The organism is Streptomyces sp. NPDC006332, from assembly GCF_040612855.1.
In the GTDB taxonomy this organism is placed as follows: Bacteria; Actinomycetota; Actinomycetes; order Streptomycetales; family Streptomycetaceae; genus Streptomyces.
Genome location: NZ_JBEXRA010000005.1, coordinates 128,155 through 140,678, shown reverse-complemented (window position 1 = coordinate 140,678; position 12,524 = coordinate 128,155). Strand labels below are relative to the sequence as shown.

General features: G+C 72.2%; 12 protein-coding genes. 9 read left to right on the top strand and 3 right to left on the bottom strand.

Translation table 11 applies throughout. The features are described 5' to 3' along the window. Positions 1 to 6 precede the first annotated feature (6 nt). From ABZ027_RS07015 to ABZ027_RS06995, 5 genes are all read left to right on the top strand, one after another. A complete protein-coding gene (locus ABZ027_RS07015) occupies positions 7 to 924 on the top strand; it encodes a hypothetical protein (protein ID WP_356765168.1) in 918 nt (305 codons plus the stop codon). Positions 925 to 1,024: 100 nt separating this feature from the next. Beyond that, positions 1,025 to 2,059 carry a hypothetical protein gene (locus ABZ027_RS07010; protein ID WP_356765166.1) on the top strand — a complete coding sequence of 345 codons (1,035 nt, stop codon included), beginning with the start codon at positions 1,025 to 1,027 and terminating at the stop codon, positions 2,057 to 2,059. A 7-nt stretch (positions 2,060 to 2,066) separates the two neighbouring features. Next, positions 2,067 to 2,924 (top strand): lysophospholipid acyltransferase family protein, encoded by an 858-nt coding sequence (locus tag ABZ027_RS07005; protein ID WP_356765164.1) that lies wholly within the window; start codon positions 2,067 to 2,069, stop codon positions 2,922 to 2,924. 24 nt (positions 2,925 to 2,948) lie between these two features. Then, positions 2,949 to 3,695 (top strand): SDR family oxidoreductase, encoded by a 747-nt coding sequence (locus tag ABZ027_RS07000; RefSeq protein WP_356765162.1) that lies wholly within the window; start codon positions 2,949 to 2,951, stop codon positions 3,693 to 3,695. Positions 3,696 to 3,697: 2 nt separating this feature from the next. Then, positions 3,698 to 4,324 (top strand): hypothetical protein, encoded by a 627-nt coding sequence (locus tag ABZ027_RS06995; RefSeq protein ID WP_356765160.1) that lies wholly within the window; start codon positions 3,698 to 3,700, stop codon positions 4,322 to 4,324. A 94-nt stretch (positions 4,325 to 4,418) separates the two neighbouring features. Here the strand turns inward: ABZ027_RS06995 and ABZ027_RS06990 are convergent, their stop codons facing one another. From ABZ027_RS06990 to ABZ027_RS06980, 3 genes are all read right to left on the bottom strand, one after another. Further along, complete coding sequence (locus tag ABZ027_RS06990) at positions 4,419 to 4,844, bottom strand: DUF3291 domain-containing protein (RefSeq protein ID WP_356765158.1); 426 nt, start codon at positions 4,842 to 4,844, stop codon at positions 4,419 to 4,421. Between the two features lie 102 nt (positions 4,845 to 4,946). Beyond that, the gene (locus tag ABZ027_RS06985; RefSeq protein ID WP_356765376.1) at positions 4,947 to 6,521 is read right to left on the bottom strand and encodes an acyl-CoA carboxylase subunit beta; all 1,575 of its coding nucleotides are present in this window, start codon (positions 6,519 to 6,521) and stop codon (positions 4,947 to 4,949) included. A gap of 53 nt (positions 6,522 to 6,574) precedes the next feature. Then, positions 6,575 to 6,931, bottom strand: a complete 357-nt coding sequence (locus tag ABZ027_RS06980) for an SCP2 sterol-binding domain-containing protein (RefSeq protein ID WP_356765156.1) — start codon at positions 6,929 to 6,931, stop codon at positions 6,575 to 6,577. 242 nt (positions 6,932 to 7,173) lie between these two features. Here ABZ027_RS06980 and ABZ027_RS06975 point away from each other — a divergent pair, with 242 nt between their 5' ends. The 4 genes from ABZ027_RS06975 (at position 7,174) to ABZ027_RS06960 (ending at position 12,486) form a co-directional block, all read left to right on the top strand. Continuing rightward, a complete protein-coding gene (locus tag ABZ027_RS06975) occupies positions 7,174 to 7,362 on the top strand; it encodes a hypothetical protein (RefSeq protein ID WP_356765154.1) in 189 nt (62 codons plus the stop codon). Beyond that, a complete protein-coding gene (locus tag ABZ027_RS06970) occupies positions 7,359 to 9,638 on the top strand; it encodes a TOMM precursor leader peptide-binding protein (protein WP_356765152.1) in 2,280 nt (759 codons plus the stop codon). The genes ABZ027_RS06975 and ABZ027_RS06970 overlap by 4 nt, the downstream gene beginning before the upstream one ends. A gap of 29 nt (positions 9,639 to 9,667) precedes the next feature. After that, positions 9,668 to 11,203 (top strand): SagB family peptide dehydrogenase, encoded by a 1,536-nt coding sequence (locus tag ABZ027_RS06965; RefSeq protein WP_356765151.1) that lies wholly within the window; start codon positions 9,668 to 9,670, stop codon positions 11,201 to 11,203. Positions 11,204 to 11,298: 95 nt separating this feature from the next. Continuing rightward, positions 11,299 to 12,486: a histidine kinase gene (locus tag ABZ027_RS06960; protein ID WP_356765149.1), complete on the top strand. Its 1,188-nt coding sequence runs from the start codon at positions 11,299 to 11,301 to the stop codon at positions 12,484 to 12,486. Positions 12,487 to 12,524: the final 38 nt, after the last annotated feature.

Below are 12,524 nucleotides of genomic sequence, written 5' to 3'. Positions count from 1 at the left end.
TCTTCCATGGCAACCACCGTCGAACCGATCCGTGCCGAAAGCGCCGAGGAGAGGATCGCCCGGCCCGTCCACCCCTGGCTGCGCAGCCTGTTCTTCTGGCCGGTGCTCATCCACTGCGCGCTCTCCTTCGTCCCGCTGTACTTCCTCAGCTCCCGCACCGGCGACTTCTTCGCCTGGGAGACCGGTAACTCGCTGAGCGCCGCCGCGCTGGGCGCCGGTTACGCGGGCGCCTGCACGATGTTCCTGCTGACTCTGCCGGAGAAGGACTGGACGAGCGCCCGCGGCACCGTCTTCGCCCCCATCACCCTGCTGCTGTCCGCGCTGGTCCTGGCCGGTGTGTACGCCGACCAGCTCCACTTCACCGAGGGCCCGGCGCTCGCCCGTGCCTTCGCCTGGCTGTGGCTGGCCTCGCTGGCGGTGTTCCAGGTGACCTGCTTCCTCGTATACAAGGTCCACAACACCGGCCCCAAGGTCGCCGACCCGCGTGGCCCGGCCCCGATGAGGGCCGACGTCAGTATCCCGACCGCGATCATGGGCGCCGTCCTGTGGGGCCTCGCCTTCGCCCTGTGGATCGCCCCCGAGGCCGTCGGCGACCACTGGGCCTGGCAGCTGGACCCGCTGGACGCCCGGATGCTCGGCGCCTGGTTCTTCGCCTTCGGTGCCGGCGCCTGGCAGGCCCTGTGGGAGCACGACCTGCACCGGATGCGGGCCGGCTTCCTCACCGACGTCACCCTCAGCATCCTGTCGATGGCCGCGCTCGGCATCTACGCCGACGACGTCCGCTGGGGCAACGCGCTCACCTGGGTCTACATCGTCGTGCTGGTCGGCCTGCTGGTGGCCGGCCTCACGGGCCGCTACATGGCGCTGCCGGAGGCGCTTGAGGCGGAGCGGAAGGCGCGTGAGGAGGAGCCCGTACGCGCCTGACGACCCGGCCGCCGGGGCCCGGAGCAGGCCCCGGCGGCCGACGCACCGCACCCACCCGCACTTCACCACCGTAGGACCGCGCGGACCAGGGAGGTCGGCCATGCTCAAGCAGAACAAGCACGCCGTACGAGGATTACCGGCGACCGTCGAGGGGCTGGAGCACGTCCCCGCGCACGGCCCCCTGGTGGTGTTGGCCGGCGGCGACGGCGAACGTCCGCTGGACACCGCCCTGTTCGCGGTGCGCGGCAGGCCCACCCGACGGCTGGAGGGCACCGACGCGCTCAGCGCCCTCGCCTACGACGAGACCGTGGTGGTGCGGGGCGTGGCTCAGGCCGTGTCGGCGGGGGACCGGGCCACGGCGCCCGTCCTGCCCGTCGCGCTGTGGCCGGACGGCCGCCGCGCCCGGGTCGTCTTCGGACCCGCGCTGCCCCAGGACCCGGTCGAACACTCGGTCCGGGACCGGGTCAGGGCCGGGCACGCCGCCCTCGCCGCCCTCGTCGGGCGGGCCAGGAACCCCGAGTGGTCCGCCGGGCCCTGCGCCGCGCGAGCTGCCGCCCACCATCTCGACCGGGTCTTCGAGGCGCTCCTCAGCCGCACCGACCCGCTGCCCGACAGCACCCTGTACGAGCAGGCCGCGCTCCTGCTCGACCTGGGACGGCTCGGTGACCCGCACAACATCGACCTGCGGGTCGGACGGCTGCGGCTGACCGCGCTGCGCAACGAGACCCGTCCGCTGCCCGTCAAGGCCGCCGCGCTGTGGCGGCTGCGGGCCGGCGCCGAGGAGGCGCTGCGCCGGGACCCCGACCACCTCATGGCCAACTACCTGCTCGGCCGCTGGCACCTGTCCGCGCCCGTCCTGCTGGGCGGCCGCCGCGAACTCGCCGTCGCCCACCTGGAGGCCGCCGACCGGCTCGGCCGGGGTGACACCCGCTACGTCCTCGGCCACGCGGAAGCCCTGCTGGCCGCCGACCGGCCCACTGCCGCGCTGTCCGCCCTGGAACGCGTCATCGAGGCCCCCGCCGACCACCCGCGCACCCAGCGGCGCCGCCAGTCCGCGATCCGGATGAGCCGCGCCCTCCAGCAAGAACAGGCCCCGCACGGCGTGACCGCCGCAGGGGCCCGAGGAAAGGGATGACCCGTCGATGGACCCGCACAAGGGAAGCTTCAAGATCAACGACACGCTGTCCACGTCCTTCCGCCACTGGGTCGCCAGACACCACGTCGACGGGGTGGAGGGCATCGGCCACATCCCCGCCGAGGGACCCTTCATCGTGGTCTCCAACCACCTGAGCTTCTTCGACCACTACCTGCTGGAGACCGTCCTCTACGGCGCCCGCGGCCGGCACGTCTACTTCCCGGCCAAGGCCGCGAACTTCCACCACCCCGTCAAACGGCTGGTGAGGCTCAGCGTCGGCTGCATCCCCCTCGACAGCGACACACCGGACCGCAACGCCCTGGCCGCCATGACGGAGGTCCTCGACGGCGGCGACGTGCTGTGCATGTACCCGGAGGGCACCCGCTGGACCGGCGGCGGCCTGGCCCCGTTCAACGACGGCCCGTTCTACTTCGCCGTCCGCACCGGCGTCCCGGTCGTCCCCGTGATGATCCACGGCGCCGACCGGATCCTGCCCAAGGGCGAGGTCGTCCCGCACCGGGCCACCGCGCGCCTGGTGTTCGGCGCCCGGCTGACCAGCGCGCCCGGCGGACGGACCCGCAGCGCCCAGATCGCCGACCTGCGCGGCCGGGCCCGGGCCCGCATGGAGTTGCTCGGCGAACGGGCCGGCCGCACCTACGGCCGCCCCGACGAGGAGAGCGCCCGCCTCATCCGGCGCCGCGCCGACGAGATCGCCGTCGCGGCCTGCGTACGAGGACACGGCCTCGACCGCACCGAACGGCGCCGGATCGCCGTCCTGCACAGCCTCGCCCGGGCCTCGGCCGCCCCCCGCCCGCGGCCGGCCCTCGACGCTCCCGCACCCGCACCCGCCGCAGCGACGGGCTGATCCCGGCCCGAGGAACGAGGAGACATGCGCAAGAACATCCTGATCACCGGGGCGAGTTCGGGCCTCGGCCGCGGCATGGCCCGCCAACTGGCGGCGCGGGGACGGAACCTGGCCCTGTGTGCCCGCCGCGCCGACAAGCTGGAGGAGGTGCGCGAGGAACTCACCCGCGCCTACCCCGGCATCCAGGTGACGATGCGTCAACTCGACGTCCGCGACTACGAGGCCACCGCGGCCGCCTTTCGGTCCGTGCGGCGGGAGTTCGGCAGCCTGGACCGGATCGTCGTCAACGCCGGCCTCGGCACGGGCGCATCCGTCGGCACCGGACGGTTCGAGGTCAACCGGGCCACCGCCGAGACCAACTTCCTCGCCGGTCTGGCCCAGTGCGAGGCCGCCATGGAGACCTTCCGGGACCAGGGCTCCGGTCACCTCGTGGTGGTGTCCTCGGTCAGCGCGGCCCGCGGCATGCCCCGGCACCTGACGGCGTACGCCGCCTCGAAAGCCGGCCTCGCCACCCTCGCCGACGGGATCCGAGCCGACGTCCTCGGCACCCCGCTGAAGGTCACCGCGCTGTTCCCCGGCTACATCCGCACCGAGATGAACGCGAACCTGGAGAAGACACCGTTCATCATGGACACCGACAAGGGCTGCGCACTCCTCGTACGCGCGATGGAACGCGAACCGGCCAAGGCGTATGTGCCCGCGTGGCCGTGGGCGCCGGCCGGCGCGGTGCTGCGGCATCTGCCGCTCGCCCTCGTCGCGAGGTCGGTGTGAGCATGACGGCCGCACAGGCAGTGCGGGCAGAGCAGGCAGAGCAGGCAGGGCAGACGCCCCAGGAGCCGCAGACGGAACAGCCCGCGCAGACCCTCGCCACCGAACGGCACGGCGGCACCCTGGTCGTCTTCGAGGGCAGCCGCCGCATGCTGTGGAGCAGGCCCGCACCCGGCCGCTGGCGTCCGGTGGGCATCTGGCCCCAGGCCGCCGACGCCGCCGCGCTCACCGCCCACCTCGCCGCCCGGCGCAACGTGCTGGTCGTCCTCGACGGGGCGGAACACACCGTCAGTCTGCTGGCCGAGGAACTCGCCGCGGCGCCCGCGTCGGTACGCCGCCTGGTGCCCGGCCCCGACCACCCGGACGAGCCCGTCGACGTCCGTATCCCGGTCCTCGACTGGCTGCCCGGCCCGCTGCGCCGACCCGGCGTCGAACTGCTGCGCACCGGAGCCGAGTTGATGCGCCGGACGCCGGCCGCGCTGCTGCCGCCGCTGCTGACCGACGAGTTCGATCCGGCCCGCCCGCACCTGAGGTTCGTCCTGCGCACCCAGCGGTACGGCGTCGGCGCGGGCCGGCTGGCCGACGCGGTGGGCCACCTGTTCGGGCCGGCCCCCAGGCCGCGGTACGTGTGACCACAGACGTACGGGTACGACGGCGTCCCCTGCCGTCGTACCCGTACTTGTGCGTACCCGCGTTCCGGCCGGTGTGCGGGTCAGCCGTGCCGCGTCACCCGACCTGCGGATCCGCGGCGGCCCGGCGCGCCTCCTGCTCGGCGAGGCGCCGGTCGGCCTCGTCCCAGCTCGGCGGTAACGCGGCGTCCTGCTTCCAGGAGGTGAACAACGACTCGCGCATGGCCGGTTTCAGCTTCGTCATCACCGACAGGTGCGGATCGGTCTGGATGTAGGACTGCAGCGCCTGCCTGCTCTCCCAGGACGAGAGCGTCCAGAACGTCTTGTGCCAGGGGTCGGCCCGCAGCGAGACCCCCACGTTCCCGGGGGAGTTCTGCGCCTGCTTGTAGACGCCCCCCGACAGGATGAAGAAGCGCGGCACCCGCACCAGCGACTTGAGTTTCAACCGGGATGCCATGACGACGACCTGACCGCCTCCGGCCCCGGCCGCCGGCCCGTTGGACCAGGGGAGGGTGTGACTCATCGGAACTCCTCAGTGAGTGGTGGTGTTACGGAAAATCTGGGGCCCCGAACGGGACAGCGCACCGGACCTACCCATCCGGTGCGCCGCCCACCCGAACCGCCCCTACATCGGCGGGTTTCCGTGCTTACGGGCCGGTACCTCGGCGTGCTTCGCGCGCAGCATCCGCAGGGAGGTGATCAGCAGCCGGCGGGTGTCCCGGGGGTCGATCACGTCGTCCACCAGGCCGCGTTCGGCCGCGTAGTACGGATGCATCAGCTCGTCCTTGTAGGACGCGATCAGCCGGGCCCGCTCCGCCTCCGGGTCGTCGGCGGCGGCTATCTCCCGACGGAAGACCACGTTGGCCGCGCCCTCCGCGCCCATCACCGCGATCTCGTTGGTGGGCCACGCGAACGACAGGTCCGAGCCGATCGACCGGGAGTCCATCACGATGTACGCGCCGCCGTACGCCTTGCGCAGGATCACCTGGATCCTCGGCACCGTGGCGTTGCAGTACGCGTACAGCAACTTGGCGCCGTGCCGGATGATGCCGCCGTGCTCCTGGTCGACCCCGGGCAGGAAACCCGGCACGTCCAGCAGCGTCACCAGCGGGATGTTGAACGCGTCGCAGGTCTGCACGAACCGCGCGGCCTTCTCCGAGGAGTGGATGTCCAGCACCCCGGCCTGGGACTGCGGCTGGTTCCCGACGATCCCCACGACCTGCCCGCCGAGCCGGGCCAGCGTGCACACCACGCTGTCGGCCCACCCGGACTGCACCTCGAAGTGCTCACCGTTGTCGGTGATCTCCTCGATCACCTGGCGGATGTCGTACGGCCGCGACGGGTCCTCAGGGACCAGGTCGAGCAGCGCCTCGCAGACCCGGTCGTCGGGGTCGTCGCCCATGTCGACGGGCGGCAGCTCCCGGTTGTTCTGCGGCAGCAACGACAGCAGGTAGCGCACCTCTTCGAGACAGGAGGCCTCGTCGTCGTACACGAAGTGCGCCACACCCGAGATCGACGCGTGGGTGTCGGCGCCGCCCAGCCCGTTCTGGCTGATCTCCTCACCCGTCACCGCGCGGACCACGTCCGGACCGGTGATGAACATCTGCGAGGTCTCCCGGACCATGAACACGTAGTCGGTCAGGGCGGGGGAGTAGGCCGCGCCGCCCGCACACGGGCCGAGCATCACGCTGATCTGCGGGATGACCCCGGAGGAGCGGGTGTTGCGGCTGAAGATGCCGCCGTACCCGGCCAGCGCCGTCACCCCCTCCTGGATCCGGGCGCCCGCCCCGTCGTTGAGGCTGACCAGCGGGGCACCGGCGGACGCGGCGAGGTCCATCACCTTGTGGATCTTCTGGGCATGCGCCTCGCCGAGCGCGCCGCCGAAGATGCGGAAGTCATGGGCGTAGACGAAGACGGTACGGCCGTGGACCGTGCCCCAGCCGGTGATCACACCGTCCGAGTACGGCTTCTTCGCCTCCAGGCCGAAACCGGTGGCCCGGTGCCGGCGCAGTCCCTCGATCTCGGTGAACGAGCCCTCGTCCAGCAGCAGCGCGATGCGCTCACGCGCGGTCAGTTTGCCGCGGGCGTGCTGCCGTTCGGTGGCCTTCGAGTCGGGTCCGGCCAGCGCCTGCTGCTTCACGTGCCGCAGCTCGGCCAGCCGCCCGCTGCCACCCGTCAACTGGGCGGGCTCCGCGGGCACTTGAGCGGCGCCCGGTTCACCCGTGCCCGGGACGCTCTCCTGGGACAGGACGGTCACAGTCCCCTCCTCAGCTGGTCGATCCAGGTCATCGCGAGGAAGACGTCCCCCTCGATCTGAAGGGCGCCGGTGGCGAAGGCCATCGAACCTCGCAGGTCACCGAGGACGAGCCGGGTCAGGTCCTCCTGGCTCACCTGCACGGTGGAGTTGGGCGGGCACGGCGCGCTCCTGAGCACCGACGTGCCCTCGTCCGTGCTGGTCACATAGCGGGTGCGGGTGCCGGTCGGGGTCGTGACGACGAAGCGGAACACGCCGGGCCGGCCGGGCGGCCGGGCCTCCGTGCCCGCGCAGCACCAGTCGAAGAGCTGGTCGAGAGACCGCTCCGCGTCGTTTCTCAGGTCCGCGGCCACCATGGGTCCTCCCTCCTTCTGCGGGTATCGCGGCTGAAGCCGTCCTGGGGCTGGAGCCTTTGCGTCGACCATGCAGGCAGGACCTGGCAGGCGGGTGGACCGTCGGTGGACCGATCAGTGGCCGTGAGGACGTGTGAATTCCTCACAAGGGGCCGGTGACGCCTTGACTGTGCCGGGATCCGCCCGCCCCGCATGCTGGTTGTTGTCCGCACCGGGCACCACACCACCGAAGCAGGAGCCTCCCCATGACGCACATCAGTCAGGTCGTCACGCAGGAATGCCGCTCCACCGTCACACCCCAGCAGCACCAGGAGACGTTCCTCCCGTACACCGGGCAGGACGAACCCATGGACCTGGTGATCGAGGTGCTGACGGCACCCACCACCAGGCCCGCGCTGTTCACTCTCTGCTATGCGAGCAACAACGCCTCATGACCCAGACGTTGATCGGGTTCCGGCGCCACCTCCGCGCGGAGGTGGTGCCGGACGACGCCACCTACCTGATCTCCGAACGCGGGATCACCGCCATCAAGGCACCCCATCTGGAAGCGGTCGCGCCGCTCCTCGACGGCAGCCGGGACCTGCCCGCGCTGCTGCGGGACAGCCCCGAACCGCTGCCCGCCGAGAGGCTCACCGCCCTTCTCACCCAACTCGCCGATGCCGGCTTCATCGAGTACCGGGAGCACCAGTGCTCCGAGCCGGCCGACCACAGCGCCGAGGCCTACTGGGAACTCGCGGGCCTCGAAGGACACCGGACCCGACTGCGGACCGCGTCCACCGTCGTGGAGCTGCGCACCGTCGGCGACATCGACGCCGCGTACGCCGCCCGCGCGCTGCGGGCCTCCGGGCTCGCCGTCACCACCGAGCAGGCGCCCGACGCCGCCCTCACCGTCGTCATCTGCGACGACTACCTCGCCCCGGAACTGGCCGACCTGGACGCCGAACACCGTGCGAGCGGCCGGCCCTGGCTGCTGGCCAAGCCCAGCGGCGCCACCATCTGGGTCGGCCCCGTCTTCCGCCCCGGCACCGGCGCCTGCTGGTCGTGCCTGGCCCACCCGGTACGGCTGCACCGCGGGGTCGAGTCCCAGGTCGGCGCCGCCCTCGGCCGCACCGGCCCGGTACCGGGACCCGCCGCGGGCATCCCCTGCACCCTGGGCGCCGGTCTGCACCTCGCCGCGATCGAGGCCGCCAAGTGGCTGGCCGGACACCACTCCGGCCAGGACCGGCTGCTCACCTTCGACACCCTGACCCTGGGATCGCGCCACCACGTGGTGCGGCGTCGGCCGCAGTGCGCCGACTGCGGCGACCCGGGCCTGGCCGCCGAGCGCGCCCTGACCCCCGTCGTCCCGCGGTCCCGGCCCAAGGCTCCGGGCGGCGGCGGGGGCCACCGCTCCCGTTCCGCGCAACAGATGCTGGACACGTATGGCCACCTCGTCAGCCCGGTCACCGGTGTCGTCGCCGGCATCACCCGGATCGAGGGCGGCCCGGCGTTCCTCAACAGCTTCAACTCCGGTCCCAACCCGGTCTCCGGTACCCCCGGCCTGAGCGCCCTGCTGGGCGGCCTGCGCCAGGTCAACGGAGGCAAGGGCGTCACCGCGCTGGACGCGGAGGTCAGCGCGCTGTGCGAAGCCGTCGAGCGCTACTCCGGCTGCCTGCACGGCGACGAGTACCGCACCCGGGCCCGCTACCGGGACCTCGACGGTCTCGCCGTACACCCGGACACCTGCCAGCTGTACGCCGACGAGCAGTACGCCGGCCGCGACGCGTGGAACGCCACCCACTCCGGGTTCCACCACGTCCCCGAACGCTTCGACGAGGACGCGGAGGTCGACTGGACCCCCGTCTGGTCGCTCACCGGGCAGCGCCACCGGCTGCTGCCCACCGCACTGCTCTACTTCGCCACCGCCGCCGAACGCCACGACCCCGTCGCGGGCCGCCGGTTCATGCACGCCGACTCCAACGGCAACGCGGCCGGCAGCAGCCTGGAGGACGCCGTCCTGCAGGGCTTCCTGGAACTCGTCGAGCGTGACGCCGTCGCCCTGTGGTGGTACAACCGCACCCCCCGGCCCGCCCTGGATCTGCGTACCGGAGCCGACCTGTGGACCGAGGAACTCATCGACGTCCACCGCGGGCTCGGCCGTGAGGTGTGGGCGCTCGACCTCACCTCGGACTTCGGCATCCCCGTGTTCGCCGCGCTGTCCCGCCGTACCGACAAGGCCGCCGAGGACATCGTCTTCGGCTTCGGCGCGCACCTCGACGCGAGGATCGCCCTGCGCCGGGCGCTGACCGAGCTCAACCAGCTGCTCCCGGCCGCGGTCGACGCCCGCGCGGACGGCGGCGGCTACGCCCTGAACGACCCCGAACTGCTGCACTGGTGGCGGGGCGCGACGACCCGCAACCAGCCCTACCTGCGGCCCGCTTCCACGGCCGCGAGAACCCTGGCCGACTTCTCCTTCCCGACGGGCACCGATCTGCGCGACGACCTCACCGCCGTCACCTCGGCGGTGCGCGCCCGCGGACTCGACCTGCTCGTCCTCGACCAGACCCGCCCCGACGTCGGCCTGCCCGTCGTCAAGGTGCTCGTCCCGGGACTGCGTTCGTTCTGGACCCGGTTCGCCCCCGGCAGGCTCTACGACGTCCCCGTCGCCCTCGGGCGACTGCCGGAGCCGGTCGCCCGTGCCGACCTGAACCCCGTGCCGCTGTTCGTCTGATCCTCCCCTCTTCCCCCCAGGAGCCGACCGTGCTGCAGTCACCCCGCATCGACGAACACGACCATCCGGAGACGATCACCACGCTGTGGTCGCTGCGTGAGGACGTCCGTGTCGAAACGGCCGAGGACGGCACCGCGGTCGAGCTCCACGGCCGCTGGTCGGACCTGCGGGTCCGCAACCCGGAACCCGGCCTGGTGGAGACCCTGCGCCGGATGAGCCTGGGGCCGGTCAGCCTGGACAATGTCACCCCCGGCGGCCACCGGTCGTGGCAGCGCGCGCTGCTGCGGCTCCAGGACCTGGTCGTCCGCTCCCTCGCCTTCGCCGACAACGGTCAGGTGCTGCTGTCCGCGGTCCCGCTCACCCACGCCGCCCGTTTCACCCCCGAACCCCCGCCCGAGGGCGCCCTGTTGAAGCTGTCCCGGTTCGCGGTGCTGCGCCGCGAGGGGGACCTGTTCCAGCTGGAGTCCCCGCTGTCGCTGCACCGCGTGTTGCTGCACCGGCCCGAGGCCCAGTGGGTGGTCGCCGCGCTCGGCCGGCCCGTCTCGGCGGCCAAGGCGGGCGACGACGTCCCGCTGGCCCGTGCGGTGGTGCGGGAGATCCTCGGCTACCTCATCGGCACCGGGATGGTGCTGGTGGCCCGGACCACCGACGGGGACTTCGAGGAGGACCAGGACCCGGTGCTGCGCACCTGGTCCGCGCACGACATGCTCTTCCACTCCCGCTCGGTCATGGGCCGCGACGACGGCGACTACGGCGCGACCTTCGCGCACGCCGCGCAGATCAAACCGCAGCCCGCCGTGAAGAACCCGCCGAGCGGTCCGGTGGTCCGGCTGCCGAGGCCCGACCTCGACGAACTCCTGGACCGGGACCCGCCGTTCACGACCGCGCTGGAGGGACGGCGTTCGGTGCGCGGGTACGGGACGTCGGCCCTGAGCCTGCGCACCCTCGGCGAGTTCCTGTACCGGACGGCACGGGTCCGCTCGATCGGCATGGCCGGCGAGGGCGAGACCGCCTACCCGGCCAGCGACCGCCCGTACCCGACCGGAGGCGCCACCTACGACCTGGAGCTGTACCTCACCGTCCGGGACTGCCCCGAACTGCCTTCCGGCATCCACTACTACGACCCGCTGGACCACTGTCTGGTGCTGGTCAACGAGGACCCGGCGGCGGCCGGCGAACTGTCCGCGGGGGCGATGGCGGCCGCGGCGCTGGCCACCCCGCCGCCCGTGCTGATCACCCTGACCTCGCGCTTCCAGCGGCTGAGTTGGAAGTACAGCGGACTGGCGTACGCGCTGGTGCTCAAGCACGTCGGGGCGCTCATCCAGACGTTCTACCTGGTCGGGTCCGCGATGGGGCTGGCCGGCTGCGCGGTGTGCAGCGAGGACGTCACCGTGTGCGCCGGGGCGCTCGGGCTGGACTGGCGCAGCGAGTCGCCGGTGGGGTCCTTCGTCCTCGGGCCGCTGCCCGACGAGCAGCGGCCGAGCCATGCGCACCACCTCGACGAGCGCATTCCCGTCAACGGCCAGGACTGGCCGGAACGTTCCGCTGCGGTGGGCCGCGGCTGAACAGGGGGAGAAGGACCAGGCAGGGGAGCACCACCGCGGCCCGGGGCCGTCTACTATGACGGCACGATTGTGAGCATCAACGGGGGAGTGTGTGGATGCTGCGCGGATTTCTGCGTTCCGATAGACAGCAGCGCGACACCCTTCCTCCGCAACTGGCCTTCGCCATCGTCCTGATGGTGCTGTGCGGGTTCGTGCTGATCGCCGTGCTCAACGTGATCGGCAGCGATCCGGGGCCCTGGCTGCTGGCGGCCTGCCTCTTCTCCAGCGTCGCCCTGTTCGCCATCCAGACCGTGCACAGTTATCCGGGCACCGAGCGGTTCAGGGAGCGCTACGGACTCTGGACACTGCTCGGTCAGGCCGTCCTCACGTACGTCCCCATGTTGTTCTTCGGTGTCACCTGGGGCGGTATGGGCGGGTTCCTCGCCGGATCGTCCCTGCTGATCATCGCGGCGCCGGCCTGCTGGGTGGCGTTCGGTGTGATCGTCGCGGTGACGGGACTGGCCGCGGTGGTGGAGGGCACCGGGTGGGTGGACTCCTCCTACCTCGTCGTCTCCACCGTGCTCACCGGCCTCATCGTCTACGGGCTCACCCGGCTGTCCAACCTGGTGGCCGAAGTGCACCGGGCACGCGAGGAGTTGGCGGAGATGGCGGTGGCCCGCGAACGCCTCCGCTTCGCCCGGGACCTGCACGACCTGCTGGGCTTCGGGCTGTCCGCGATCACCCTCAAGAGCGAGCTGACGTTCCGTCTGGTGGCCACCCGACCGGAACGTGCCCGCGAGGAGCTGGTCGGCATCCTGCAGATCTCCCGCCAGGCCCTCGCCGACGTGCGGTCGGTGGCCCGCGGCTACCGCGAGATGTCACTGGACGCCGAGGCCGCCTCCGCGGAGGACGTGCTGACCGCGGCCGACATCGAGGCCCGTATCGAGCTGGACTGCGGTCCGCTGTCCTCCCGGGCCGGGACGGTGCTGGCCACCGTGGTCCGCGAGGGCGTCACCAACGTCCTGCGGCACAGCAAGGCCCAGCACTGCGTCATAGAGGCCGGCCCGGCCAGCGGCCCGGACGGCCCCCTGGTCCGCCTGGTCGTGGCCAACGACGGCGCCGACGAGACCCGCCGTACCGGCTCCCAGGACGGCGGCAGCGGCCTCGGCAACCTCCGCACCCGCGTCGAGGAGATAGGCGGCCGGCTCACGGCGGGAGCGGACGCCGCCGGCTGGTTCCGCCTGACCGCCGAGGTCCCCCGCACCTCGACGAACTCCCCCCGGCCGAACCAACCACAGCCCTGAACCCGAACAGGTTGACGCGCGTCACTCCGCCGCACCGT